Annotated in this window: 20 protein-coding genes; 12 read left to right on the top strand and 8 right to left on the bottom strand. The window is 72.6% G+C overall.

Going from position 1 to position 26,912, the window contains the following annotated elements; all coding sequences use genetic code 11:
- The first annotated feature begins 12 nt into the window (after positions 1-12).
- From ACZ6Q9_RS22395 to ACZ6Q9_RS22385, 3 genes are all read left to right on the top strand, one after another.
- A complete protein-coding gene (locus ACZ6Q9_RS22395) occupies positions 13-1,218 on the top strand; it encodes a low temperature requirement protein A (protein WP_396829528.1) in 1,206 nt (401 codons plus the stop codon).
- Positions 1,219-1,423: 205 nt separating this feature from the next.
- Positions 1,424-2,887, top strand: a complete 1,464-nt coding sequence (locus ACZ6Q9_RS22390) for a S8 family serine peptidase (RefSeq protein WP_396829496.1) — start codon at positions 1,424-1,426, stop codon at positions 2,885-2,887.
- A gap of 30 nt (positions 2,888-2,917) precedes the next feature.
- Positions 2,918-5,167 (top strand): PA domain-containing protein, encoded by a 2,250-nt coding sequence (locus ACZ6Q9_RS22385; RefSeq protein ID WP_396829497.1) that lies wholly within the window; start codon positions 2,918-2,920, stop codon positions 5,165-5,167.
- Positions 5,168-5,222: 55 nt separating this feature from the next.
- On the opposite strand, the gene ACZ6Q9_RS22380 is transcribed toward ACZ6Q9_RS22385, so the two are convergent.
- Positions 5,223-6,179: a helix-turn-helix domain-containing protein gene (locus tag ACZ6Q9_RS22380; RefSeq protein ID WP_396829498.1), complete on the bottom strand. Its 957-nt coding sequence runs from the start codon at positions 6,177-6,179 to the stop codon at positions 5,223-5,225.
- A gap of 378 nt (positions 6,180-6,557) precedes the next feature.
- Positions 6,558-7,049 carry a hypothetical protein gene (locus ACZ6Q9_RS22375; RefSeq protein WP_396829499.1) on the bottom strand — a complete coding sequence of 164 codons (492 nt, stop codon included), beginning with the start codon at positions 7,047-7,049 and terminating at the stop codon, positions 6,558-6,560.
- 229 nt (positions 7,050-7,278) lie between these two features.
- Here ACZ6Q9_RS22375 and ACZ6Q9_RS22370 point away from each other — a divergent pair, with 229 nt between their 5' ends.
- On the top strand, positions 7,279-7,641 hold the full coding sequence (locus tag ACZ6Q9_RS22370) for a hypothetical protein (protein ID WP_396829500.1): 363 nt from the start codon (positions 7,279-7,281) through the stop codon (positions 7,639-7,641).
- A gap of 25 nt (positions 7,642-7,666) precedes the next feature.
- On the opposite strand, the gene ACZ6Q9_RS22365 is transcribed toward ACZ6Q9_RS22370, so the two are convergent.
- Positions 7,667-8,443, bottom strand: a complete 777-nt coding sequence (locus ACZ6Q9_RS22365; protein WP_396829501.1) for a DJ-1/PfpI family protein — start codon at positions 8,441-8,443, stop codon at positions 7,667-7,669.
- Positions 8,444-8,685: 242 nt separating this feature from the next.
- Here ACZ6Q9_RS22365 and ACZ6Q9_RS22360 point away from each other — a divergent pair, with 242 nt between their 5' ends.
- Positions 8,686-9,669, top strand: a complete 984-nt coding sequence (locus ACZ6Q9_RS22360) for a GlxA family transcriptional regulator (protein WP_396829502.1) — start codon at positions 8,686-8,688, stop codon at positions 9,667-9,669.
- 8 nt (positions 9,670-9,677) lie between these two features.
- On the opposite strand, the gene ACZ6Q9_RS22355 is transcribed toward ACZ6Q9_RS22360, so the two are convergent.
- Positions 9,678-10,691, bottom strand: a complete 1,014-nt coding sequence (locus tag ACZ6Q9_RS22355; RefSeq protein ID WP_396829503.1) for a LacI family DNA-binding transcriptional regulator — start codon at positions 10,689-10,691, stop codon at positions 9,678-9,680.
- A 115-nt stretch (positions 10,692-10,806) separates the two neighbouring features.
- On the opposite strand from ACZ6Q9_RS22355, the gene ACZ6Q9_RS22350 reads away from it, so the two are divergent.
- The 6 genes from ACZ6Q9_RS22350 to ACZ6Q9_RS22325 all read left to right on the top strand — a co-directional run bounded on the left by ACZ6Q9_RS22350 (position 10,807) and on the right by ACZ6Q9_RS22325 (position 15,912).
- The gene (locus ACZ6Q9_RS22350; protein WP_396829504.1) at positions 10,807-11,391 is read left to right on the top strand and encodes a CGNR zinc finger domain-containing protein; all 585 of its coding nucleotides are present in this window, start codon (positions 10,807-10,809) and stop codon (positions 11,389-11,391) included.
- Positions 11,392-11,503: 112 nt separating this feature from the next.
- Positions 11,504-13,141, top strand: a complete 1,638-nt coding sequence (locus ACZ6Q9_RS22345) for a hypothetical protein (protein WP_396829505.1) — start codon at positions 11,504-11,506, stop codon at positions 13,139-13,141.
- Between the two features lie 100 nt (positions 13,142-13,241).
- Positions 13,242-14,036 (top strand): helix-turn-helix transcriptional regulator, encoded by a 795-nt coding sequence (locus tag ACZ6Q9_RS22340; RefSeq protein ID WP_396829506.1) that lies wholly within the window; start codon positions 13,242-13,244, stop codon positions 14,034-14,036.
- Positions 14,033-15,166: a flavin-containing monooxygenase gene (locus tag ACZ6Q9_RS22335; RefSeq protein ID WP_396829507.1), complete on the top strand. Its 1,134-nt coding sequence runs from the start codon at positions 14,033-14,035 to the stop codon at positions 15,164-15,166. The genes ACZ6Q9_RS22340 and ACZ6Q9_RS22335 overlap by 4 nt, the downstream gene beginning before the upstream one ends.
- Before the next feature lie 60 nt (positions 15,167-15,226).
- Positions 15,227-15,706: a DUF2975 domain-containing protein gene (locus tag ACZ6Q9_RS22330; RefSeq protein ID WP_396829508.1), complete on the top strand. Its 480-nt coding sequence runs from the start codon at positions 15,227-15,229 to the stop codon at positions 15,704-15,706.
- Complete coding sequence (locus ACZ6Q9_RS22325; protein WP_091094605.1) at positions 15,706-15,912, top strand: helix-turn-helix domain-containing protein; 207 nt, start codon at positions 15,706-15,708, stop codon at positions 15,910-15,912. The genes ACZ6Q9_RS22330 and ACZ6Q9_RS22325 overlap by 1 nt, the downstream gene beginning before the upstream one ends.
- Before the next feature lie 46 nt (positions 15,913-15,958).
- On the opposite strand, the gene ACZ6Q9_RS22320 is transcribed toward ACZ6Q9_RS22325, so the two are convergent.
- Complete coding sequence (locus ACZ6Q9_RS22320; RefSeq protein WP_393456625.1) at positions 15,959-17,167, bottom strand: MFS transporter; 1,209 nt, start codon at positions 17,165-17,167, stop codon at positions 15,959-15,961.
- A gap of 256 nt (positions 17,168-17,423) precedes the next feature.
- On the opposite strand from ACZ6Q9_RS22320, the gene ACZ6Q9_RS22315 reads away from it, so the two are divergent.
- Positions 17,424-17,741 (top strand): hypothetical protein, encoded by a 318-nt coding sequence (locus ACZ6Q9_RS22315; protein ID WP_393456593.1) that lies wholly within the window; start codon positions 17,424-17,426, stop codon positions 17,739-17,741.
- Positions 17,742-17,847: 106 nt separating this feature from the next.
- Here ACZ6Q9_RS22315 and ACZ6Q9_RS22310 read toward each other — a convergent pair whose 3' ends face one another.
- From ACZ6Q9_RS22310 to ACZ6Q9_RS22300, 3 genes are all read right to left on the bottom strand, one after another.
- The gene (locus ACZ6Q9_RS22310; protein ID WP_393263667.1) at positions 17,848-18,543 is read right to left on the bottom strand and encodes a hypothetical protein; all 696 of its coding nucleotides are present in this window, start codon (positions 18,541-18,543) and stop codon (positions 17,848-17,850) included.
- Positions 18,544-18,619: 76 nt separating this feature from the next.
- Positions 18,620-20,323 carry a tetratricopeptide repeat protein gene (locus ACZ6Q9_RS22305; protein WP_393457040.1) on the bottom strand — a complete coding sequence of 568 codons (1,704 nt, stop codon included), beginning with the start codon at positions 20,321-20,323 and terminating at the stop codon, positions 18,620-18,622.
- A 464-nt stretch (positions 20,324-20,787) separates the two neighbouring features.
- A complete protein-coding gene (locus ACZ6Q9_RS22300) occupies positions 20,788-26,253 on the bottom strand; it encodes an ATP-binding protein (protein ID WP_393457037.1) in 5,466 nt (1,821 codons plus the stop codon).
- Between the last annotated feature and the right edge of the window lie 659 nt (positions 26,254-26,912).

The raw sequence follows: 26,912 nt of genomic DNA, 5'->3' as shown, positions 1-26,912 counted from the left end.
ACGGGCGTGCCGATGACCGCCGGCAACCCGCGCGACCTCAGGAGGGATCACGCCGAGCCCCAGCGCGCCACCTACGTCGAGCTCTTCTTCGACGTGATCTTCGTCTTCGCGCTGACCCGGCTGTCCCACACCCTGTTCAGCGACCTCACCTGGCTCGGCGCGCTGCACACCGGGATCCTGCTCGCCGCGTTCTGGTGGGTCTGGGTCTTCACCGCCTGGACCACCAACCGCCTCAACCCCGCCCAGCCCGCGATCCAACTCGTGATCATCCCGATCATGCTCGGCACCCTGATCATGGCGGGCGCGGTGCCCGAGGCGTTCGCCGAGGACGGCATGATCTTCGCCGCCGCCTACGTCCTCATCCAGGTCGGCCGCACCCTGTTCGTCACGGTCGCGATGCACGGCCAGGAAGTGACGATCGGCTCCCTGCAGCAGTTCATCTGGTCCTGCATCTCCGGAGTGCTGTGGATCGCGGGCGCGCTCACCGACGGCAACGCCCGGGTGGTCATCTGGCTCGTCGCCGCCGTCCTCGGGTACGTCATGAGTCGGCTGGACTTCCGGCTGCCCAAGCTCGGTCCGGCCCGGATCACCACGCAGGCGGTCTCCGCGGAGCATCTCGCCGAGCGCTACCAGCAGATCATGATCGTCGCGTTCGGTGAGTCGATCCTGGCGGCGGGCGGACAGTTCGCCGGGCTCGGCTTCGAGCGGGACCGGGTGATCGCGTTCATCCTGACGTTCGCCATCACCACGCTGCTGTGGCGGATCTACTTCTACCGGGCCGGGCTGCTGCTCCCGGCCGTGATCGCGGCGAGCACCACGCCGGCGGTGTTCAGCCGGTCCGCCTCGTACGCCCACCTGCTCATGGCCGGCGGCATCGTGCTCAGCTCGGTCGGCGACGAAATCATCATCACCCACCCGTTCGCCGGGCCCAACCTCGCCTGGTCCGCCGTCATCCTCTGCGGACCGGCGATCTACCTGGCCGGCCGGGCCCGACTCGACTACCTGTCCTTCAGCCGGGTCGCCCTGTCCCGGGTGATCGGACTGCTCCTGCTGGTCGCGCTGGCGCCCGTGGTCGCGTTCCTTCCGCCGATCCTGATCGCCGTGGTGGCCGTCGTCATCCTCGCCGGGATCGCCGCGACGGACGCCGTCTCCTGGCGGGTCCGCCCCAGCGAACCGACCCCGCCACCGCCGCCCCGCGGACGGGATCCACGCCCTTAGCGCCCCGCCGCGCCGGTCGTCGGCGCGCCAGCCGACGGTGGTCACGGGGCGGTAGCGATGTATGCGCACCCTCCGATCAGCTGTGGCGGCGACCTGACATGTCCAGTGTTCGCCAGGCGCAGCCGTAGCGCGGTCGCCCCGCCTTCACGAAGCTTTGCCCCACCGGTACGGACCTCAGGTACCGGCAGAAGGAGGGGCCAGGTCAATGCGAACCAGAAGATCGACGCTGCTCGGCGTCGCGCTCGCCGCGACACTCGTCGCGACCGTCGGCGCAGGCGCGCACGGCAAGCCGCCGGCGCCTGCCGGCGAGGTAACCGCCGCCGTACCTCCGTCGTCGAAGGCGGCACGGGTCACCCTCGTCACCGGTGACGTGGTCACGGTGACGACGCAGGGCGGCAAGCCGGCGATCACCGTCACCCCGCACGACGGCCCGGTCGGCAACTTCCGCACCTACTCGGTCGGCACCGACGTCTACGTCGTACCGTTGGCGGTCGAGCCGCTCATCGCGTCCGGCCAGGTGGACAGGCGCCTGTTCAACGTCACGGGCCTGATCGCGCAGGGCTACGACGACGCGCACGCCACGGCGATCCCGCTGATCGTGCGGTACCCCGCCGGGACGGCCAAGGCAGCCGTACGGTCGGCCCCCGCCGGCAGCCGGATGAAGCGGAGCCTGCCCAGCGTCCGGGGCGCCGCCATCGCCGCTGACAAGAAGCAGGCCGCCACCTTCTGGGAGGCGGTCGACGACGACACCGCCAAGGCCCGTACCCCCAGGGCCCGGCTCGCCGGGGGCATCGAGCGGCTCTGGCTGGACGGCAAGGTGCACGCCCTGCTCGACGAGAGCGTGCCGCAGATCGGCGCGCCGGCCGCGTGGGCCGCCGGATACGACGGCACCGGCGTGAAGGTCGCCGTGCTGGACACCGGCGCGGACCTGAACCACCCGGACCTGGCTGGCAAGATCGCTGAGAGCCAGAGCTTCGTGCCGGGTGAGTCCGTCCAGGACGGGCACGGACACGGCACCCACGTCGCCGCCACGATCGCCGGCACGGGCGCGGCCTCCGGCGGCAGATACAAGGGCGTCGCGCCCGGCGCGCAACTCCTCGTCGGCAAGGTGCTCAGCGACGCGGGCGGCGGCGAGGAGTCGTGGATCATCGCCGGGATGGACTGGGCGGCCCACTCGGGTGCGAAGGTCGTCTCGATGAGCCTGGGCGGCACGGCCGGCGACGGAGCCGACCCGATGGCCGAGGCGGTCGACCAGCTGACGGCCGAGACGGGCGTGCTGTTCACCATCGCGTCCGGGAACTCCGGGCCCGGGGCGACGACTGTCGGCTCGCCCGGCATCGCCGCGTCGGCGCTGACCGTCGGCGCCGTGGACCGCACCGACGCGGTCACCTCCTTCTCCAGCCGTGGCCCGCTCGCCAGCGGCGCCCTCAAGCCGGAGATCACCGCCCCCGGCTCGAACATCGTCGCCGCCCGGGCGGCCGGCACCAGCATGGGCACCCCTGCGGGCGACCACTACACCGCCGCCAGCGGCACCTCCATGGCCACCCCGCACGTGGCGGGTGCGGCCGCGATCCTGGCCCAGCAGCACCCGGACTGGACTCCGGCGCGGCTGAAGGGCCAGCTGGTCAGCACGGCGAAGACCACGGCGGACACCTCGGTGTACGCCTAGGGCGCCGGCCGCACCGACGTGAGCCGCGCCGTGCGGCAGACCGTGTCCGGGCCCGGCGTGGTCGACTTCGGCCTGCAGGCGTGGGAGTCGACCGCCCCGGTCGCCAAGCAGATCACCTACGTCAACGACGGCGACCAGCCGGTCACCCTCGCGCTGACGACCAAGGGCGTCGGGCAGTTGCCGGCCGGAGCGCTGACCTTGGGCGCCGACACGGTGACCGTGCCGGCCCGCGGCACGGCCGACGTGACGGTCACCGCCAACAGCGGCGTGGTGCCGGTCGGGACGTACGGCGCGCACGTCACTGCCGCCTCCGCCGACGGCGGGACGGTCGTGACGACGGCGGTCGGCTTCGTCCGGGACCCGGAGCGCTTCAACGTGAGCGTGAAGCTGACGGACCTGGACGGCAAGGCGCCGGCGTCCACCTACAGCAGCATCTGGGTCTTCGATCTCGACAATCCCGGGCCCGTCGACATCCACTTCATCCTCGGCGCCGAGGGCACCCTGGAGCTGAGGCTGCCCCGCGGCGAGTACGCCTTCGCGTCGGGGACCTACCGGTTCACCCCCGACTACCAGCAGGTCCGGGACCACGTCTACGGCGCGGAATCGGGCGTGCTCGTCGACTCCGACCGCACCATCACCTTTGACGGAAGCAAGTCGAGCCAGGTCGGCATCCAGACGCCCAAGCCGAGCCAGCCGCAGCGGGTCCGGTTGGGGATGTCGCTGCTGAAGGACGACAAGTCGCGCATGTACGGGCTCCAGACCGAATTCAACGGCCACACGAAGCTGCACGCCATCCCGTCGCAGCTCAAGGACGAAAACCTCGAGCACCGGCTGGCCTGGACGCTGACCGCACCGTCGTTGGAGGCGCAGCTGGTCGGTCCCGGAGCCTTCCCGATCACGCCGGAGTACGTCGGCGGCTGGGTCGGCTCCGCCCGCTTCGACGGCACACAGGTCCTGCGCGTGGTGGACGCCGGCATCGGACGACCGCAGGACTACGCGGGCAAGTCCGTCAAGGGCACGTTGGCGCTGGTACGGCGCAGCGACGACGTCACCCCGTCGCAGCAGATCGCGAACGCGGCGGCGGCCGGCGCTGGCATGATCATCATCTACAACGACGTCCCCGCCCAGTGGGGTACCGACGTCTACCGGACGGCGCCGACCGCCATCCCGGCCATGACCCTCTCCGGCGAGCAGGGCGCTCGACTGGCCGGTCTCGCCCGCCGAGGCGACGTCATGATCCAGCTCAAGGGGACGGCGGTGAGCCCGTACTCCTACGAGCTGCTCAAGTACCAGCACGGCATCTCGGCCGACCAGCGCTACCAGGTCAGCGCCGAGGAACTTGCCACGGTCGACACGTCCTTCCACGCCTCGACGCCCGGCACCGAAGCCGGATACGCGCGGCTCCTCACCTCGCCGCTGCAGCCCTTCATCGTCATGACCTTCATCCGGACGACCATGCCGAGGTCCCTCACCGAATACGTCACCGCCGGCCGGCCGACGTGGGAGATCATGGCACCGGCCGGCGTGTGGGAGTCGATCCCCGGCTTCCAGCAGACGCTCCCGTCGGTGTTCGAGCCCAGGCAGCGGCTGACCCGGGCATGGAACAAGCCGGTCGTCCGGTCCGCCATACCCGCCGACCACCCGGAGGGAGCCGCCCGGATCGGCGACGTGGGCGTCGTGCTGAACACCGGCCTCCTGGACGCGGCGACCGGCCAGTTGTGGACGGTCCCCAACAACACCGACAAGGTACTGACCGCCGTGTACCGCGACGGCCAGTTGCTCGGGTCCGCTCCGGCCGCGGCGGTGGCCTTCCCGATGACGCCGGAGCGTGCCGAGTACCGCGTGGTGACAGACGTACGGCGGGACCAGCCGTGGTGGACGACCTCCACCACGGTGAAGACCGCCTGGACGTTCCACTCCCAGCGGGACGGCGACCGGGCGCTTCTGCCGGTGCTGTCGGTCGGTTACGACGTCGACGTCGATCTCGACAACAGCGTGCAGGCGCAGTCGACGACCGACATCAGCCTCGACTTCTGGTACCCGAAGGGCCTGGCCGGCCCGCGGATCCGTGAGGCGAAGCTGTGGGCCTCCTACGACGACGGCGCCACCTGGCAGCAGGTGACCGTCACCGCCGCGGGCGGCGCCACCGTCAAGGGCACCGTCAAGAGCCCGGCGCTGGCCGACACCAACGGTTTCGTCTCCCTGCGGGTGCAGGCCACCGACGCTGACGGCAACACCGTCGAGCAGACCGTGACCCGCGCCTACAAGCTGCGGGGATAACCGTCCCACGGTCGTCCCCGCCCGCGGCGCGGGCGGGGACGACCGGCATTCCCGGTCAGGGCGAGATGAGCCCCGACCGGGCGGCGTACCAGGCCAACTGCATGCGGCTGTCGGTCCCGGCCAGCTTCATCAGCCGCTGGATCCGGCGCTGCACCGTGCGTTCGCTGGTCCCGAGCCGGCTGGCCACCGTTTTGTCCGGCATCCCGGAGAGCAGGTACGTCAGCAGCGCGACGTCGACGTCGTCCCACGCGGGAGACCCCTCGGCGAGACCCGTGGCGGTGAGCCGCAACGGCGTGGCCGCCTGCCAGACCCGCTCGAAGAGCGCCACCAGCAGGTGCACCAGTGCCTGACCCCGCACAAGGAGGAATCCGGGATGGACGCTCGTCTGGTCGGGCAGCATCGGCAGCAGCACCGTCTCCCGGTCCACGATGATCATCTTGCTGGGCAGCTCGGCAGCGATCCTGATCTCGTACCCGCTCTTGAGGAACCTGCCGATCTCGGCGGGGGTACGCGGATCGTCGAGGGCGGCGCGCTCGTACACGTAACGGTAGGCGGGCACGTCGGTGGAGACATCGAGGTCGCCGTCCAGCACGTACGGAGGCCGGAAGAACGCCATGATCTCCCGTTTGGCGCCCCGCTCCATGTTGTCGATCCAGGTGGCGAGCTCCTCCGGGGTGGTGAGCGCCTCCACCTCACCCACCGTGGAGGTCGCCCCGGTCCGGTACACCTGCACCAGTTCCCCCAGCCGGCCCTGGACCTGTTGCAGTGCGGCCTGACGCTGGACGATGAGGGTGCCGAGCCCGACGTCGGGCGGTACGACGGTGTGCAGGCCGCCGTCGTCACCGGTGACCAGGCCGAGCGCGACCAGTCGCGCCATCGCGGCTGTCACCGCCGGCGCCGCCATCTGCACCGCCTCCGTGAGATCCGCGACGGTCGCCCGGCGGCGGCGCAGCAGCTCCACGTAGACCGCTTCGTCCTGCTCGCCGATCCCGAGCCCACGCAGCATTCTCATCCCACTTCCCGCCCCCGCCCTCCGGGCGCCGGCCACGTAAGGACCGGCCAGCCAGTATTGCCCTGACCCCGCCGGGCCGTCCAGACCCTTCGTCCGCCACCCCCGCCCAGCGTGCCGCCGGGGGAAGGAGGCGGATCGGGTTGTCATGCGGGCGTGACGGTTCGCCCTGCGGCGGGACGGTCGGCGCTGTCCGGCATGGTGATGTGCCGGGGGAGCCGTGCGGCATCACCGGCCCTGGCTTCCGCGCCCGCCGGGCCGATGGACGAGCGTGTCCAGGGACGGTAGGAGCGCCGGCCCGCTCGCACGAGAGAGCCGGCGCTCCTACCTGACGTCCTGGTCGGCCTCGGACCGGTCCAGGCCGGACACCGGCCGGCGGCCTCAGCCTCCGCAGCCGGTGCTGATGTCGAACTCTGTGATGATCCAGCCGCCGTCCTGCTTCTTCCAGGTCACCGCGGCGAAGTTCGGCTGGAAGTCGCCGTTCGCGTCCGTCGGGCAGTTCTCCAGCATGGCGAAGAACTGGTTGGGGTACTCGACCTTGCCGTACATCGTGGGCCCCCACTCCTTCGGCGGCGGACCCGACTGCTGGCTGGCGAAGGAGTCCACCACCCCCTCGCAGGTCGTGCCCTCGGCGTCCTTCCACCGCCTCATCTCCCTGATGAACTTGTCGGCGGCGTCGGGAGTCATCAGTGAGCACACCCGAGGCCCGTCGGCGGCGTAGATGGCCTTCATGATCGCCGCGTACGAATCTTCCGGGGACTTCGGGATGCCGGTGCCACTGTCGTCACCAGTTTCGGCCTGGCCACCGCCGCAGGCGGACAGCAGCGCGACGGCGACGAGCGGCAGCGCGACCTTTGCAACGCGAAGACGCAAGAGGGGCTCTCCTTCGTAGTGCTTGACGATGCGGGGACGCGGGCATGCCCGCCGTGCGCCCACCGACGTGAATCAAGCCCAAGATCATATTATGATGATCTTGCGGGTCCGCCACCGCACCACCGTTCGAGCCTCGCTGTTGGCGGTGTCTCGACCTCGCACGCCGGTCATGATCCTTAACCGGACTGCCGTAGCGGTGGCCGTACCATGTCGCGGCAGTCGAACGAGGATGGAGCGGGCGTGGAGCCTGGGCGGGGGCGAGGACGACGCCGTACAGCAGGAGAAGGCTGGCGGTCGACGGCGCGAGGCGGGCCCGTACCAGCGGGTGGAGCGACGGGTCCTGCCGTGCGGTCCGGCGGTGGTCGTGCTGGCTGGTTCCAGCACGCCGATCCCCACGCGGCTCGGCGCGCAGCCGGAACCGGCCGTCGTCCCGGTCGCCCACGTCCAGGCGGTCGTGCCCCTGCCCGACGCGCCGTACCCCCTGGTCCTACGCCTGACCAGCCTGAGCCTCGCCGACTGGGCGGAGTACTGCCAGACGATGGTCTCGATCCTGCGCAGTGTCCGGTTCGAACAGCGCGATCCGGCGCCCTGACCGGCCCGCTTCCCCAGACCCCGGGTCAGCGGGCGCCGGAGTTCCTGAGCAGCCGCAGTGCCAGGCGGGTCAGCTCCGGACCGGCCTTGTCGGGGCTGCCCGTGTCGAACGGTGGTTGGGGGTCGTACTCCACGACCAGTTGCAGGGCCTGTGCGATCCGGTCGCCGGCGAGCTTCGCGGCGAGATGCAGGGACATGTCGATCCCGGCGGACATGCCGGCCGCGGTGATGATCCGACCTGCCTCGACGAAGCGGCCCGGCACGAACGTCGCGCCGAACTGAGCGAGTTCGGCCTTGAGACCCCAGTACGTGGTGGCCGGCAGCCCGCGCAACAGGCCGGCCGCGCCCAGCACCAGGGATCCGGTACAGACCGAGACGGTCCACGTGGTGTGCCGGTGGAGCCGTTGGATCCATCGGATCGTCTCGGGGTCCGCCTGCACGTCGCGAACGTTTCCCCCGGGCACCAGCAGCACGTCGGCCCTGCCTACCTGGCTCAGCGTGTGGTCGACGCCGAGCGTGAGCACCCCGGTGTCCGTCCGCACCCGGCCGGCCTGCCTGCCGACGGTCATCACGTCGGCGCCCGGGATCCGGCACAGCACCTCGTACGGGCCGATCGCGTCCACCGCCGTGACCCCGTCGAAGAGCAGGATCGCGATGCGCAGCTTCCGGGCCGGCCCGCTGGAGTCGGTGCGCTGCCCGGCCGAGGCCGGGGCGGCCAGGCCGGTGCCGGCCAGGCCCACGCCCGCCCCGCCAGCGGCCGCGGCCCGCAGCACCGTCCGCCGGTTGACGTCCATCGCCGACATTCATGACCTCCTGGTGGTTCGACATGGAACGGTCGAGCGGTTCTTCGGTTGATGTCCGTGCATGTCGCACTGGTCGGCCCGGCCACCGCCGTGGTTCCCGGGCCGGTGCGGCTGGTCCGGATCCGAGGGGATCCGGTCCGCATCAGGCGGTCCGGTGCCGTTGCCGGCCGACGCCGACCCACCGGACGGCGAAATGAAGCTGTCCCGGGGAACCAGCCGGCCGGCGCATCGGACCTGTAGGTATGGCGGCAGATGACGGGCGTGAGGTGTTCCTCGTCGTGTACGACGGTGCGGTCCTGCTGGACGTGGCGGGGCCGCTCCAGGTCCTGAGCGGCTCCGGCGGCTACCGGACGCGGCTCGTATCGCCCGACGGGCGGCCGGTGCGTACCGACGTCGGCGTGTGGATGGGGGTCGACCTGGCCCTGCCCGAGGTCCGTACTCCGGTCGACACGCTGATGGTCGCGGGCTGTCCGACGACGGCCGGCAACCGTCCACCCGCCACCGTGGTCGAGCAGGTACGGCGGATCGGTCGGTCGGCACGGCGGGTGGCGTCGGTCTGTACGGGCGCGTTGGTGTTGGCCGAGGCGGGTCTGCTGGAGGGCCGGCGGGCCACAACCCACTGGGCCGCCTGCGGCGACCTGGCGGCCCGGTTTCCCCGCGTAGCGGTGCGGCCCGGTGTCACCTGTGTCCGCGACGGCCCGTACCTGACCTGGGCGGGGATGACCGCGGGCATCGACCTCGCGCTCGCCCTCGTGGCCGAGGACCTCGGTGTCGACCGGGCGCGCACCGTTGCCGGACACCTGGTCGTGTTTCTCCACCGGCCCGGTGGCCAGGCGCAGCGTGACCTGCCCGGCCCCGGGCCCGCGAGGGGGCCGGTGCTGCGCCGGGTGCTCGACGCGGTCGAGGCGCGACCGTCGGCCGAACACAGCCTCGCCACCATGGCGGCCCGCGCGGCGGTCAGCGAGCGCCAGCTGACCCGACTGTTCCGCCGCGAGCTCGGCACCACCCCGGCCCGGTACGTCGAGCTGATCCGGGTGCACGCGGCCCGGGAACTCCTCGAAACCGGAGATGCCGGCGTCACCTCCGTCGCGCGTCTCTGCGGTTTCGGCTCGGCCGAGACGATGCGTCGTGCCTTCCTGAGGGTCGTCGGCGTCACCCCGACCACGTACCGCCGTCGGTTCCGTGAGGAGGTGCACGGGGCCGCCGTGCGGCGACGGCAGCCCTGACACCGGGATCAGCGCGAGGCGTGGAGCATCCCGGACCGGTCGGCCCTCCGCGTACTCGCCCGAAGCAGCAGGGTGTGGGGCGCCACCACGTCGACCGGGGCGGCGTGCGGCTCGGCGATGCGGGCGACGATCCGGGCCACGGCCTGGCGGGCGATGAACCCGGTGTCGGCGGAGACGGTGCTGAGCGCCGGCCGAGTCCAACGCCCCTCCTCGCTGCCGCCGACGCCGATGACCGCGAGGTCTTCCGGGACGCGCACGCCGGCGTCGAACGCGGCGCACAGGGTGCCGACCGCCAGGGCGTCCGAGGCGCAGACGACGGCGTCCGGGCGCAGGTGCTGGGCCAGCAGCGTACGGGCGGCCCGGTAGCCGTCGGCGCGCTGGTGGGACGGCGCCCGTAGGAGGTGGCCGGGGAGCGGGGCGAGGCCCGCGGCGCGGAGGGCGTCGGCGTACCCCTGGATGCCCGGCGGTGTCGGTGACGGCTCGCCCGGTCCGGCGTCGATGGCGGCGATGCGCCGCCGGCCGGCGCCCAGCAGGTGTGCGGTGGCGTCCCGGCTGGCCCGGGCGTGGTCGATGCCGACCCGGTCCACGTGACCGCCGGGGGCGGGCCGGCCGAGCCGGACGAGGGGCAGCCCGCCGACGCCCGGCGCGGCCGGAAGGTCGGCGAGCAGGAGGCAGCCGTCGACAGGTAGCGGAGGGTTCGCGATGGCGGCGCGTGCGGGGTCGGAGTCGACCGGGTTGACGACGACGCGGTAGCCGCGCCCTGCCGCGGCGCGGACGACCGCCCGCGCGAGCCCGCCGATCCCGGGCAGATCCGCCGCCGACACGATCAGGGCGAGCATTCCGGTCCGCCCGGTTCGCAGGGTCCGGGCGGAGCGGTTCGGACGGTAGTCGAGTGCCTCGACGGCAGCCTCGACGCGGCGGCGCATCCCGGCGCTGACGTGCGGGTAACCGTTCACCACGTTGGAGACCGTCTTCACCGACACCTGGGCCAACTGCGCCACGTCGCGGAGCGTGGTGGGCATCGGGCCTTCCCCGCCTTCGTCGCGTCCCTGCTACACCAGCAAAAACACTTTGATGGTGTACAGACGTGGTGACACCTGTCAAGGCACTACGCTGGTGTGAACCGAGGGGGGTGCGATGAGCGAGGAGGACGTGATCCCGCCCGCCGCCCGTCTGGTCCGGGACTTCGTCAACACCTTCGAGCCGCAGGTCGACGAGGAGTCGCTCACCGCCCCCGACCGGCTCCGGGACTGGTTCGCGCAACGTCGGCTGCTCCGACCCGACGCCCGGTTGCGGGCGGCCGACCTCGCCGTCGCCGTGACCGTCCGCGAGGGCCTGCGCGCGGTGCTGCTCGGCCACGCCGGCCATCCCGCCGACGCCACCGCGCTGGAACGACTCGACCGGGCACTGGCCGGCGTGCCGGTGCGGATGACCTTCACCGACTGCGGACACCGCCTCGTCGCCGCCCGCGACACCGCCCTCGACCAGGCCCTGGCCGCCTTGCTGGACGCCGTCCGGCAATGCGGTGCGGAGCAGAGCTGGACGAGGTTGAAGGTGTGCGCCCGCGACACCTGCCGCTGGGCGTACTACGACGCCTCCCGGAACCAGGCCCGCCGCTGGTGCTCCATGGCCGGCTGCGGCAACTACGTCAAGATGCGCCGGGCGTACGCCGCACGCACCAGACGCAAGGGCAAGTCCGCCGCGGGAACGCCCGCGCACTGAGCCGTCAGACCCGAATACCCACGCCCGGGAACGGACCGATTCCTCCGAAACCGCCCCCTTGGCGCCACGACGCGGGAAAGTCGGCGAAGAGTTGCGTGCCGAAGGGGGACTGGTGCGATCGACCCAGCGCCGGCTGGCGGCGCTCCTCGGGATCGCCGCGGTGGTCCCGCTGGCCGAGGTGCTCGTGCTCATGCCGAGCGGGTTCGTCACGGCAAAGGGGCTCGCCCCACAGATCTCGGCGGTCTGGCCGTACGACTCCTACCACGACATGCGCTGGCTGCTGGTCTACCACAACTCCTGGCTGACGTTCTGGGCCGGACTGCTGGGCGCGATCCTGCTGCGTGGGGTGCTGTCCGCGACGCTGGTCGGCCTCGCCTGGCCGGCACGCGTCCCACGGCCGCCGTACCGGGCGCTGTTGCGGCGCAACCTCGAAGTGGCGGCGTTGGGCGCGGTCCTCGTCCTGCCGTTCGCCGCGTACTCGGTCGCGGCGTCGGTGGCCTCGCTGTCCTGGTTCCTGTTCGCCTCGCTGGTCCCGATGGTGCTGCTCGCTCCCTTCCTGCAGCGGATGTCGGTGGGCCGGGGCCTGTGGCGCGGGTTGCCCTCGGCCGAGTTGGTGGCCTGGTCGCTGCTCGACTTCGTGGTGATCAGCGTGGCCGGCGGGCTGGTGGGGAGCGCTCCGCAGGCCCTGACGCCGCTCGTTGCCGCGGTCGCCGGCGCGGTCAACGGCCTGCTGTGGAACCGGACGGTGCGGGCAGCCGTCCTCCAGAAACAGGTGCGGTGGCGGCGGGTGCCGGTGGTGCCGATCGTGGTGGTGCTGGCCCTGGCCATCCCGCTGACAGCGCAGGCGCTCTTCGAGCCCCGCCGGCAGGCGGCCCCCTTCACACCGCCGATCTTCGACCGGTTGCTGCCCGAGCGGGTGCCGTACGCGGTGATCCTGCTCGCCGGCCACAACTCCGCCTACGACGGCCGACCTGCGACGGATCCGAACGTGGAGCGGTTCTCCTACGTCGGCCTGGGCGCGGGCGGGCATCCGCTGCCGTACGGTCCGAGGGCCACCCATCGGTCACTGACGTCCAGCTCCCACTTGCTCGCCCTCCAGGTCGAGGCGGTACACCGGCGCACCGGACGGCCGATCGCCCTGGTCGCGCAGAGCGAGGGAGTGATGGTGGCCCGCACCTACCTGCGGGACCTGCCCGACTCTCCGGTGCGGGCGCTGGCGATGTTCAGCCCGCTGGTCCGCACCGGGCGGACGTACTATCCACCGCCGGACGCCAGCACCGGCTGGGGGCTGGCGACCGGGTGGGTGCTGCGGGCGCTGTTCCATGTGACGACCATCGGCAGCGCGGCACCCAGCACGCCGGACGAGCCGTTCATCCGCTCGCTGCTCGACGAGGCGCCCTTCTACCGGTACCAGACGTTGTGTCCCGTCCAGGGCGTACGAGTGATCGCCTTCCTGCCGACGGTGACCGCTGCCGAGGCCCCACCGGGTCAGTTGATCCATATCCCGGTCGTCGAGGTGTCGGCCTTCCACGGCAAGATCATCGACCGGGCGGACGCCACCGACGACCTGACCGACTTCCTCGCCGGCGAGGACGTCAACCGCCGCCGCCGCGAGTTCGGTCTGCTCCAGCGGCTGGGGGCCGCCTGGCACGCACCCGCCCTCGCCATCGAGTTGAATCCGGTGTGGCGGCCCACCGCGGCACCCGGCAGCCCCTTCACGCCGAGCCGGTTCTGCGGCCCGGTCAGATGAACGTGACCGTCAGGGGTCGGCGGCCGAGCGTACGCTCGCTGCGTTGACGAGGCGCCGGCACCCGTGGTCCCGTGCCGGCGACGCGCAAGGAGCAGGTGAGTTGAACGCCACGTGGCGGGGGTGGGTGGGGCTGGCGCCGGGCCGGATCTACTACCGCGGCGAGATCGGTGCGGCCGGGACGCATTCGCACCACGCGGTGCAACTGCTCGTCGCCCGCGACACCGTCCTGGTGCTCCGGGGCGCCGACGGCATCGACCATTCCTGCCGTGCGGCGCTGATTCCGGCGAACACCGCGCACGCCGTCGTCCAGGGTGCGGCGGACGGCCTGCTCGCGTTGATCGACCCGGTGTCCAGTCTCGGCCGGCTGCTCAACCGCGGCGAATCGGGATCCGCTTCGGCCGCGCGGTGGCGGCTGGATCCGCATCCACCACCCCCGGCCGGCGACGTCTCGTCGGCGGAGGCGATCGACGCCGTGATCCGGTCCGTGGTGAGGGGCGAGATCCCGACCGCGCGCCCGCGACACGCCGCCGTGGCCGAGGCGGTGGATCTTGTTCCTACCCTGCTGCCCGGCAGGGTGGGGCTCGGCGAGGTGGCGCGAGCCGTGCACCTGTCGGAGAGCAGGCTGTCGCACCTGTTCCGGCAGGAGCTGGGGCTGCCGTTCCGTGCCTACGTGCGGTGGGAACGGCTGCGCGCGGCCCTGCTGCTGTTGTCGTCGGGCGGGTCCCTGACGCAGGCCGCGCACGAGGCCGGCTTCGCCGACTCCTCCCACCTGACCAGGGTGTTCCGGAGCATGTTCGGGTTGGCGCCGTCCGAGCTGCTGCGCGGGGTGCGGTGGGAGGGTCAGCAGGTTCGTCCAAGCCTTGGACGCGGCGCCGGGGAATCGTGGATGTCGTGACAGAAATTCTCATCATCGGTGCGGGCCAGGCCGGTCTCGCCGCGGGGTACGAGTTGCGCCGCGCCGGATTCGACGTCCTTCTGCTGGACGCGGGCACGCGGGTCGGGGACGCGTGGCGAAACCGTTGGGACTCGCTGCGGCTGTTCACCCCGGCGCGGCACAGCGCCCTGCCCGGGCTGCCCTTTCCCGCTCCGCCCGGCCACTACCCCAGCAAGGACGAGGTGGCGGACTACCTGGCGGCCTATGCCGAACACCACGCCCTGCCCGTCGAGCACGGCGCGGCCGTACGGCTGCTGCGTCGGACCTCCGAGGGTGCCTTCGAGGCTGTCACGGCCAACGGAGTCCGCACGGCGCGTGCCGTGGTCGTGGCGACCGGTCCCTTCCAGGTCCCCCATGTCCCGGCGCTGAGCGATGGCCTGGCCGCGGAGCTGGTCCAGTTGCACAGCGTCCAGTACCAGCGCCCCGCCGACCTTCCCGATGGCGCCGTCCTGGTGGTGGGCGGCGGCAACTCCGGCATGCAGATCGCCGCCGAGCTGGCGGCGTCGCGGTCCGTCACGTTGTCGCTCGGGACGCGGCAGCCGGCCCTTCCGCAGCGCCCCTTCGGCGTCGACATCTTCACCTGGCTGGACGTCCTCGGGGCGGTACGGGCCCCCGCCGAGGGCTGGCTGGGACGGCGGATCCGGGCGCGGGACCCCCTGATCGGGACCGGTCCGCGCGCCCTGCGCCGACGGGGTGTCCGGGTCGTCGGTCGCGTGACCGGCGCGCAGGGCCGAACACTGCGGACGGCCGACGGACAGGAGCTGACGCCTTCCGTCGTGGTCTGGGCGACGGGCTTCCGCGCCGACTTCGGCTGGCTGCGGGTGCCCGGCGCCGTCGACCCGGCAGACGGGCTGCCCGTCCACGTCGACGGCGTGAGCCCGGTGCCCGGCCTGTATTACGTCGGCCTGCCGTTCCAGCGCAACAGGGGATCCGCGTTGCTCGGCTGGGTCGGCCAGGACGCCGCCGTGATCAGCCGCCGGCTGCGCGCGTCCACCCGTACGACGTGGCGGGGCCCGCATTCCGAGTCACCCGGCGGCGGATCGGGTGACGGCCCCACCGCCGCGCCCGCCGAGCCAGCCGCCCGCGCTTGACCTACCTCAGCCAGCGGGCAACCGATTGACAATCGATAGGTTACGAGCGATAGTCGATGCATGTTCACCGAGCATCGAGCGGTGGCCCCGCTCAGAGTCTTCCTCGTGTTGCTGTTCGGGATCCTGGTCCTGTTCCAGACCATGTCGCTGCCCGGCCAGTTCGCGCACATGGCCAAGGAGTCCCCGGACCTCGCCTACCTCAGGTGGCCGATGACCGCCGTCACGGTGTTCTGGGTGCTGTGCATTCAGGTGGTGATCGTGTCGACCTGGAAGTTGCTCACTCTGGTCAGGAACGACCGCATCTTCAGCGACGCCGCCATGGGGTGGGTGAACGCGATCGTGTGGGCGATCGCCGCCGCCTGGGTGGTGCTGTTGGGCGTCTTTCTCTACGTCGGTTTCGGAGCGACAGATCCCGGGCTGCCCCTCCTGCTGTTCCTGATGTTGGTGGGTGTCGCCGTGCTGGGGCTCCTGATGGTGGTGATGCGTGCCCTGCTGCGGCAGGCCACGATGCTGCGCACCGACATGGAAGCGGTGATCTGATGCCCATCGTCGTCCGCATCGACGTCGAACTGGCGAAACGCAAGATGAGCGTCGGTGAGTTCGCCGAGCGCGTCGGGCTCACGCCGGCGAACGTGGCCGTGCTGAAGAACGGTCGTGCCAAGGCCGTCCGTTTCAGCACCCTGGAAGCCATGTGCCGGGTGCTCGACTGCCAGCCCGGTGACCTGCTCGAGTGGGTCGAGGAATGAGACGTCACGGTGCACCGCATGCCACGCACCGAGGGCGAGGCATTCCTCAGCCCCGGCGCGCGGTGCGGATCCTTGCCAGGATGCCCACGAGTGCCGTCGCCGCGGCGGCCTGCGAGACCGCCACGGCCACCACCAGGCTCGCCGCGGAGTGTTCGTACAGTCCTCCCGCGGCAGCGCCTCCGGCCAGGGCACCAGCACCCTGCACGGCGGCGAACACCCCGTACGCCGTGGCTCGCCGCGCACCGGGCACGAGATCGGCCACGAGAGCCTTGACGGTGGAGTCCTGCACACCCACGGCGGCACCCCAGACCAGCACCCCGGCCGTCGCCAGCAGTGGGCCTCCGCCGAACGTCAGAACGGGCACGGCAGCAATCAGCGCGGGAAGCACCACCAGTACCCACGGGCCGGCCCGGTCGTAGATCAGACCGGTCACCAGCGCGGCGAGCGCACCCGCGCCCATCGCCGCCGCGTACAACAGCGGCACCGTGGCGGTCGCGACGACCCCGGCGCGTACGAGGTGGAAGCCGATCAGCCCGAACGTCACCAGGCCCGCGGTGCACAGCGCCATCGCCGCCGCGAACCAGTGGAAGCGGGCCGGCAGCGACACCCGGCCCGCTGGACGGGCGGGCGGGCGCGGTGCGGCATCGCCCTGCGGCGCGGGGGCAGCCGCGCGGGCCCGCACGACGACCAGCAGCAGCATGGTGACGGCCCCGGGTGCGGCAAGTGCGGCCAGTCCCGGCCACAGCGCTCCCGCGGCCAGCGCGACGACTCCGGCGACGAGCAGCGGACCCGCGAAGGCGCCGACCTGGTCCAGTGCCTTGTGCACGCCCAGTCCCCGACCCAGCCCCACGTGTGCGGCGGCGTCGGCGAGCAGGGCCGACTTGGCCGGGCTGCGAATCGCCTTGCCGAGCCGTTCGGCGATGATCAGTGCCGCGGCGACGGCCATGCCGGCGCCACCCAGCAACGGGGTGACGGCGAGCAGCGGCACGCAGAGCGCGGTCAACGCGTACCCGAGGATCGTCAACGACCAGTAGCGGCGGGTCCGGTCCGCCAGCGGCCCGGACGCCAGGCGCAGCAGCAACGCCGCGGCCTCTCCGGCCCCGGTGACCAGCCCGACCGCGACCGCCGAGGCGCCCAGCGAGGCCAGCAGCGGCCCGTACACCGACCGGGCACCCTCGTACACCATGTCCGCGGCGAGGCTGACCACCCCGAACCCGACGACAACCCGCCACGGCGACCACCCGCGCCCGGCCATGTCGGACGTGCCGTCGACCCCGCCCCGCGCCAGGCGCCGACTCAACACCCGACCCGCCACTCGACCTCCCCTCACCGGTCGCCGTCGAGAACCCCGCGCACGAGGCCGAAGCCCGCGGCCACCCGACGCGACCCACCACGGTGTGGATACCAGTTCGACCCCGGGACCGCGTCACCGGCTCTCCTCCTCGTCCGGTCGACGCGGTTCGGCCGGACGCGACAGCGGCGTGACAGCGCCGATCGATACGTTCATCGGCATGAGCATTTCCAAGATCATCCGCCGCGTCGCCCTCGGCGCGGCCACCACGTCGATGGCCGTGGGCGGCCTCGTCGGCGTCGCGAGCCCGGCCTCCGCCGGCGTCCACCAACCGCCGGCGGGCTGCTTCGCCGAGATGGGCTGGTACTACGGCATCGCCCGGTGCAACTACGGCATGCCCGCGTTCCAGGTGCTCGTGCGGTGCAACGACGGCACCTACCGGACCGGGCCGTGGCTGCAGCCGGGCCCGACCTGGTCGCAGGCCAACTGCAACCACCCCCGGTGGGCCACCGACGTGTGGGTCAACCTGGCCGACTGACGGTGCCGCGCGACGCAGCGGAGGCCCGTACACCCTTTTCGGGGCCTCCGCTGCGGCAGCCCCCCGCCGGGGCGCGAATCCCGGTCGAGTCACCGGCCTCCGGTCGTCAGGCGAGGCGCTCGATCGTCGCGGGGACCAGGCCGTGGCAGCGGGCCACGTCGGTGACCTGGCGCAGCACCCAGCGCAGCCCGTCGCCACCGGCCGGGTCGGACGTCACGTCGATGCTCCACGCGACACCGCCGACCCGGCGGAGCTGCCAGAGGTGGTTCGTGTCGTTGACCCGCAGCCGGCCGGTGCCGACCACGCCAGGCTCGGTCGCGTCCGTGCCCGAGGCGCCGCCGAGCCGCAGCAACGCCGACAGGCGGGCTATCGCGTCGCCGTCCGGTTCACCGGCGAAGAGCACCCGGTGAACCGCCGGGCCGGTGCCCAGCCGCAGCGGCGTACCGGCCCCCAGCGGGACGTCGTCGCCGAAGTGCCGGCGCAGCGCGGCCTCGTCCGGCAGGGCCCCGCCGCCGAGCCGGGCGTACGCCGCTTCCGCCCCGGGGCGGTTCACGGCCGTCAACCGGGAGCGCAGGCGCGGGTCCGTGCGGACTGCCCGCACGAACGCGGCCGAGCTTGACCAGCCGGCGTCCGTCGCCGTCCAGCAGGCACTGCGCAGCCGTACGGCCGACAGGTCGTCGTCCAGCACGAACTCCTCGACCAGCAGCCCCGCCCCCGTCGCGTCATCCCCGCCCGTCGCTTGCAGCAGGTAGTAGTGGAGCAGCGCGGTGTTCGCGGGCAGCGTCGGCGTTACCGGGGTCATTCTGGGACGATACTGCCCGATCAGGCCGCATGGTCGACGGGCTCGTCGATTCCGTCGATTCCGCCCTGGCCGGCGGTCATCGGGGCATGGCCCGCTGGCAGCGGGCCAGTTCCGCGCGTAGGTCGCGTCGCAGCGACCGGTCCAGGTCGGGCTGGGTGAGCGCGTGGGTGAAGTCCCGGGCGGCTTCTTCCCACCGTCCGAGCCGCATCAGCGCCGTGCCTCGGTTGTAGCGGGGGACAGGTGCCGCCGACAGCGCCACCGCCCGGTCCAGGTCGGCCAGAGCGGCGGGCACGTCACCGCGTTCGAACCGGATCGCGGCACGGTTCGTCCACGCCTCGACCAGCTCCGGATCCCCGGCCAGCGCCTGGCTGAGCAGGTGGTCGGCCTCGGCGAGGCTGCCCCGCTCGGAGCGGATCAGCCCCAGGGTGCACAGCAGCGCGGGCTCCTGCGGGGCCAGCGCCAGCCCGGCCCGCGCGTCCGTCTCGGCCTGTGCGAACGCGTCGCGTCGGACGTGCAGGTTGACCAGGGCGATCCGGGCGTCGAGGTGCCCGGGGTCGATGGTCAGCACGCGCTCCAGGTCGTCACGCGCCCGCCCGGAACGGCCCCGCTCCTGGTGGAGCACGGCCCGGTTGTAGTACGCCTCCGGAAGGTGCGGTCCCAGGCGGATCGCGGTGTCGTAGTCCCTGATCGCGGCCCGTGGCCGCCCCGCCGCCCGGTGCAGGGCGGCCCGGTCCACGTAGTACTCGCAGTTGTCCGGGTCGTGGGCGATCACCGTGTCGAGGTCGGCCAGGGCCTGCGCCGGATCGCCCAGGGCGAGGTGCACCTGCGCCCGGTTGTGGCGCAGCCGGGCCAGATCCTGTGGGCGCTCGCCGGGAGCGAGCACCGCGGTCAACCGGGCCAGCCCGTCGTCGATCAGCCGCAGCGCGGAGGCGGGATCGCCTTCCCTGCTGTCCAGCAGGGCCAGGCCCTGCTCGTAGAAGACGGTGGACAGCACCCGCTGCCGCGGGTCGTCCAGCCCGGCGGCGAGGTGGAGCGCCTTCTCCAGCCAGTGCCGCGCCCGCGCCGGGTCCTGGTCGGCGGCCGGCAGGTGCCGGGCGTACAGCATGGCGGTGGCGTACGCGGCCGACATGGCGATCTTGGGGCTGTCGGTGGTGGCGCGCGCCTCGTGGTAGAGGTCGAGGGCTTCGGTGGCGCGGTCCAGCGCCGCCAGGGCGGTGGCCAGGCCGGTGGTGAACGCCCACCAGTGCCGCAGGTCGCCGTCGGGGGTCACGGCGGCGCGTCCGCGTCGGGCGGTTCGGGCCGCGTGGTGGTAGAAGCCGCGGGCCAGGCTGTCGCCCAGGGCCGTGCGCATCGCCTCCGGCGTCGGGGCGGCCGTCACCGGCGGACGGGGGCCACTGTCGTGCAGGTGGAAGCGCACGGGGGACGGCCCGAGCCGGCGGGTCAGCGTCTCCAGCAGCTCGCGGGTGGTCTCGTCGGCGCTTCCGACGTGCGTGAACCGCACCGTGACCGGGCGGCGGAGCCGGTCTGCCCAGGCCGCCACGAACTCGGCCGCGCCATAGGCCAGGTAGGCGGTGCGTCGGGCGGGATGGAACCGGATCGGCTCCTCCTCGGCGGCCGGTCGTGCCGCGCCGTCCAGCCCGGGTGCGATGGCGTGCAGCTCGACCCTGTGGCGGGACGCCAGGCGGGGGCGGTCGGCGGCGACCCGGCCGAGGAAGGCCCCGACCCCGGCGTACGGCCCGTGGTCGCGGTGGCAGTCGTAGTCGCCCGACTCGTCGGTCACGGCCGGGCCGATCGCCGCAGGGGCGGGCGCCCGGGAGCGCCCGCCGGGTCGGCTGCTACCAGCACCACTCGATCCAGAGCCGGCGGGCACCGGACAGCAGGCGCAGCGAGCTCTTGCGGCGGACGGTCATCTTCCTCACGGGGCGCCTCCATTGTGGATCATTACGGGACGGGTCAGAGCCTAATTGATATCCATAGAAATATGAAGACGGCTCGCGATGATTCTGGCTGCGGCAGGCTGCCGGACGGGCCCCAAGGCTCGGCCGGAGCATGCCCCCCGGCGGCCTGTGCGATCTCGACGAGGTCGCCCTCGGCCCAGCGGCGGAGGCGGGTCAGCCGCAGGGTGTCGATGTCCCCCGGTCACGGCGGCGAGGGCACCGGTGCGCGGAGGCTTCCGCGCACCGGTGCGGGCGCCTGGCGGACGAGCCGGCCGGGGCTGAACGCCACGGCCGGCGACGGGTGGGGTCAGCGTGAACGGGACTCGATGGCCTCGATGATCCGTGGGCGCAGTTCCGCGGCGCGGATGACGGCGTCGACGGAGCCGACCTCGACGGCGCGCTGGATGTTGTGCACGCGGTCGAACTCCGTGGCCACCTCGCCGAGCTTCTCCGCGCGGACCGACGCGCGGAGCTCGTCGAGCTCCGCGGTCAACGCGGCGCGGTCGGCGCCGGAGGCGGCCGCGACGCGGGCCTCGAGGTCCCGCACGCGCGGGTCGGCCGCGGTGCGGGCGTTGACGTCACCGGAGAACACCACCGCGGCGGCCGGGGCGCCGCCGAGCACCGAGGCGAACGAGCCCTCCAGCGCGAGGACGGTCATGTTCGGGTTCAGCGCCTTCGAGAACACCACGAACGCGCCGCCGTGGTACCGGGAGATCACGCAGAACACGATGGGCCCGCGGAAGTTCACGATGGCGCGGCCGATCTCGGCGCCGTACTCCAGTTGCAGCTTCCGCATCGACTCCGGCGAGCCGTCGAAGCCCGACAGGTTCGCCAGCACCACCAGCGGCCGGTTGCCGCTGGCCGCGTTGATCGCCCGCGCGGCCTTCTTCGACGACCGCGGGAACAGCGTGCCCGCGGTGTAGGTGTCCGGGCCGTCGGTGGGCGGGAAGCCGCGCCGCGGCACCGCCCGTGACTCGATGCCGAGCAGGCACACCGGCATGCCGCCGAGATGCACGTCCTGCACCGCCACGGTCTCCGCGTCGGCCATGCCCGCCCAGCGTTCCAGCACCGGGTGGTCCTGATCGGAGAGCGCCCGCATCACGGTCCGGATGTCGAACGGCTTCTTGCGGTCCGGGTTGGCCTCGGCCGAGAAGATCTCGCCGACGGTGGTGAAGTCGCTGCCGGCCAGGGCGTGCGGGAAGTCGGAGATGTCACGGTCGACGGGGTCGGTCGTCTTCGCCCGCCGCGGCCCCGCCTCGCCGGGCGCGACGTACGTGTGGTCGTAGTACGACATCAGCACGTCCCGCGCGGCGGTCAGGTTCGGCGCCCAGTACTGCGCCTGCCCGTTCGGCCCCATCACCCGGTCGTAGCCGCCGATGCCGAAGTTGTCCTCGGCCGACACGCCGCCGGAGAAGTCGAGCGACTGCTTGCCGGTGAGCACCATCGCCGAGTCCGGCGTCATCACCAGGATGCCCCTGGTGTGCATGAGCATCGTCGCCTCGGCGTTCCAGTACGGCTGCGCGCCGACGGTGATGCCCGCGACCACGATGTTGATCTCGCCGCCGTCCTGGGTGAACTCGACGATCCGCTTGAGCGCCGCGGCTACCCAGTCCATGTTCTCCGTGCCGGACTCCATCGAGATCCGGGCGCCGGCGGACAGCGCGTACCACTCCAGCGGCACCCGCATCCGCTCGGCCAGGTCCAGTGCGGCGATCACCCGGCGGCACTCCGGCTCCGACAGCGCGCCGAGCGACTTCGTCGGGTCGCCGAGCAGCACGACCCGGGTGACGCCCTGCGGGTGCCGCCGGGTACGCGTCCTGACCACGCCCGCGACGATCGCCGCGGTGTTGCGGCCCTTCGGCCGGTCGACCGGCACCAGCGCGTGGTCGTCGTCGAGGTCGTGCTCGACGAAGTCGCCGAGCAGGCCGGTCAGCTCGTACGGGTACACCGTGTTGCGGCTGCTCGCGCGCAGCACCTTCTGCCGGTAGCCGTCGAGCGGCTCGACCGGCTCGTCCGACGGCTGGCCGACGGTCAGCTTGGTGCCGCCGGTGGCGTCGAAGGAGACCCGCACGGCGATCTTGGTCAGCTCGCCGGTCGTCCGGTGACGCTGCCGCGCGATGAACAGGATCTCCTCCAGCCCGGCGCCAGCGGTCGTCGGCAGCACGCGCCCGGCGATCATCTCCAGCTCCGCGCGGGTGAGGTCGCTCGGCGGCCAGACGTAGACCACGATCCGGTTGGTGTTGAAGCGATTCTTCGACGGTCGCCGCGACTGCGCACGGCGGATCGAGTCGAGGCAGGTGGCGACGACGTCCTCGGCCGTCGGCAGCGCGACCAGCCTGCCGTCGTGCTCCCGCAGCGCGGTCAGGTCACGCACCTGCGCGAACGCGACCAGGCGGTCGTCCGACGGGTTCTCCTGCGCCACGCACCGGAAGAGGTAGACCTCCTCGTCCGACGACGGCAGCCGGGTGAGGTCGAACTTGCGCAGCCGCTCCAACTGCATCCGCTGCGCGATGTACGGGTGCAGGCCCCGGATCAGCCGCTCCTCGGTCATCCCGGTGCTCGACGGCCGGAACGTGAAGTGGTGGTGCATCACCGCGCCGCTGCGGCCCGCGACGGTGGTGGTGACCCGGCGGACCCGGCTCGGCAGCGGGTGCGCGCTGACGACCTCGTGCAGCGCCGCCGCCATCGCATCCGAGTCCTCCGGCTGGTTCTCCCAGGCGAGATAGATGTCGGCGTCGACGGCGTCCTCGCCACCCGCCAGCTCCGCGAGCCCGCGCAGCGCGCTGCCCAGCGCTTCGAATCTCACCGCGGCGGAGACCACGCACGAGCCCGCGCGCTCGGCGACCACTAAGGTGCAGCCCGCGACCTCGCTGGTGCGGACGCTGGTCAGATCCTTGTTGCCGTAGTACCGGCGGGTCAGCACTTCCAGCATGACCGCGTGGTCCAGGGAGTCGCGGACGAGCCGCTGGCCGAGCAGCCGCACCAGCGGTTCGGTGCTGCGCACCATCTCGCCGACGCGTTCGGCGCGGTCCGGCGCGTCCGGGTGCGCGTCCAGGTGGCGCAGGTGCTTGCGGACGTTCGCGTAGACGCGGGCGCGGTTGCGGCGCAGCAACGGCTGGCCGAACCAGGCGAACACCACGCCGCGCGCGAGGTCGGCGACCACGGGGAAACGGACCTGCGTCGCGGCCACCAGCCGCTCCAGCGCGAGGCCGGCCGGCTCACGCAGCACCTCGTCCGGCGGCGGCTCCCGCAGCCACGCGCGCAGCAACGTCGCGACGACCGTCGCGTCGGCGGACGCGCGTTGCTGGGCGAGGAAGATGCGGAACACCGCGGCTTCGAGCTCGGGGGAGCGCTCCAGATCGGTGACGCCGTAGTGCCCGAGCGCCCGGGCGAGCTTGGCCTGGAACGCCTCCGGCAGCCCGGCCCGCTCGACGTCGAGGCTCTGGAGGTAGGTGTGGAAGTGCTCGCGGGCGCTGTGCACGTGCCCTTCGCCACCGACGTCCTCGCCCGCCGGCCGGTTGCGGCTCAGCTCGGCGAGGTCGGCGAACACGTCGACGAGTTCGAACTCCTCGGCCAGCGGCCGGTGGCCGTCCTCGGTGGCCGCCCGGCGCGCGGCGAGGTAGTCGTCGAGCGTCCGGCGATCGTCGTGCGGGTCGATGTCGAAGCCCAGCAGCAGGCTGCGCAGGTCCTCCTGGCCGCGGGTGATGCGCTCCCGAGCCGGCACCTCCCCGGGCATGGCGGGCAGGTCCAGCTCGACGGACTGGGCGGCCGAGGTGTCCTCGGCCTCGTCGGCGTCGTCGGCGAGCGGCTCCAGGCGCAGCAGGGGGGCGCCGGTCTCCACCTGGCTGCCCACGGACACGGCGCATTCCCTCAGCCGCGCCCGGAACGGCGCCCGCAGCACCGTCTCCATCTTCATGCTCTCCAGCACCAGCACCGGCGCGCCCGCCTCGACCTCGGCGCCGACCTCCAGCGGCGTGGCGACGACCAGCGCCGGCGCCGGGGAGCGCACCACGCCGCCCTCGTCGCGGCTGACCCGGTGCGTCACCCCGTCCACCTCGACCAGGTGGATCGGCCCGTGCGTGCCGGTGAGCAGGCGGTACCGGGTGCCGTTGACGACGGCCTGCCCGGTGTGCCGGTCGAAGCGGTCGAGCTCGACGTCGGCGGTACGGACGTCGTCACCCGCTTCGATGCCGACGCGGAACCGGTGCGCGCCGACCCGCGCGACCCGCACGCGGTAGCCGACACCTCGCAGCTTGAGGTCCAGCGGTCGGCCACTCTTGTGCTGCACCTGCGGGCGCCCACCGAACGCGGTCGACAGCAGCCGCTGCCGCTCCGCGCGTTCCTCCTCCTCGTACGCCTCGATGGCGGCGGCCGCCAGCGCGACGGCGGAGTGCCGGTGCGAGACGAGCCTGCCCTCGCCGCGGACGCGGTCGATCCAGCCGGTGTCCGCGCTGGCGTCGATCACCTCGGGCTGGTCGAGCAGGTCGAGCACGAAGCTCTTGTTGGTCGCGCCACCCTCGATGATCACCGTGGTCTGCGCCATCGCGCGGCGCAGCCTGCCGAGCGCCTCGTCGCGGTCGCGGCCGTACGCGATGATCTTGGCGATCATCGAGTCGAAGTCGGCGGGGATGGTGTCGCCCTCGCTGACCCCGGTGTCCACCCGGATACCCGGCCCGGCGGGCAGGTCCAGCCGCGCGATCCGGCCCGGGGAGGGCGCGAAGTCGCGGTCGGGATCCTCGGCGTTCAGTCGGGCCTCGACGGCGTGCCCGCGCTCCACCGGCGGCTCGCCTTCGAGCCGTCCGCCCGAGGCCACGTGCAGCTGCGCCTTGACCAGGTCGAACCCGGTGGTCGCCTCGGTGATCGGGTGCTCGACCTGCAGGCGGGTGTTGACCTCGAGGAACGCGAACAGTCGGTCACCGGGGTGGTAGAGGAACTCGACGGTCGCGGCGCCGCGGTAGCCGACCGCGACGGCCAGCCGTTCGGCCGACGCCTTGAGCTCGGCCGCCTGCGCGGGGCTGAGCACCGGCGACGCCGACTCCTCGATGACCTTCTGGTTGCGCCGCTGCACCGAGCAGTCGCGGACACCCAGCGCCCACGCCGTGCCCTCCCCGTCCGCGATCACCTGCACCTCGACGTGCCGGGCGCCGGTGACCAGGCGCTCCAGGAACACGACGCCGCTGCCGAACGCCCGCGCGGCCTCCTGGCTGGTGCGCTCGTAGGCGTCGGCGAGTTCGGCCTCGTTCGTGATCACGCGGATGCCGCGCCCGCCGCCGCCCGCGGTCGCCTTCAGCATCAGCGGGTAGCCGATCTCGGCCGCCGCCGCCAGGGCCGCGTCCAGGGTCTCGACCGCACCGCGGCTCCACGGCGCGACCGGCACGCCGACCTCCTCGGCGATCAGCTTCGCGCCGATCTTGTCGCCGAGCTTGCGCATGGCCTCCGCGCTCGGGCCGACGAAGGTGACGCCGACCTTCTCGCACAGCTCCGCGAACGCCGGGTCCTCCGCGACGAAGCCCCAGCCGACCCAGGCGGCGTCGGCCCCGGTCTCCACCAGCGCGCGCTCCAGCGCCTTCAGGTCGAGGTACGGGCGCGCGGACGCGGGACCGAGGTCGTAGGACAGGTCCGCCTCGCGGACGAAGGTGGCCGTGCGGTCGACGTCGGTGTGCAGGGCGACGGTCTCGATCCGGGTGCCGGTCTCCGCGGCCAGGTCCCGTACGGCGTGGATGAGCCGCATGGCGGCCTCTCCACGGTTGACGATGGCGACACGACTGAACACCCGACCGAGCCTTCCTGTAGACCAACGATGTACGCCCCGTGACACGGCAGCCCCCGGCAGTGTTCACCCTTCCGCCGGCGCTTGAGAACCCCTGTTTCGCTCGACATCCGGCGGCCGGCAGTGCCATGTTGCGGACAGCGCGCTACGCGCCCCCAACACCGTAGGGCAGGGGCTCGAACTCCGGCGGGGCGGCACGGCCCCACTGTGACATGACGAAGGCATCGCCCCCGGCGACGGTCCGCCCTCGCCACCGTCGTCGGGCGATCGCCCGGCCGCCACGCGTGACGCTCGTCTCGCTGGGCCGCGTCGAGTTCTCAGCTGTCAAATCAGATGCCCCCTCCGATTGTGGGCGCACTGGCATCAGGTCCGGGTATCGAGGCTGTTCACCACGTTCCCCGCCGCGCTCATGGCGATTCTGGCGGGACTTCGCCCGGGAGGCAATTCGTGCGAACGCCGCCGTTTCCGTGGACGAGATTCCGTGGCGACTCTCCGTGCTGGGCCTCCCACCACTGCGAATCTGCCAGCCGCGTTCGGTGGGCTGATGCTCGCCCGTGCGCAGCTCGCCGGGACGGTGCGACCTCACTTCGGCTGTTGCTGACGCGGCGGGGCGGCGACGGTGATCGCTGGGCCCTCTATTTCTTCAACGCGGGACCGGGTCA

It is taken from the genome of Micromonospora sp. NPDC049139 (genome assembly GCF_055586845.1).
This window is presented reverse-complemented; position numbering and strand designations above follow the sequence as displayed.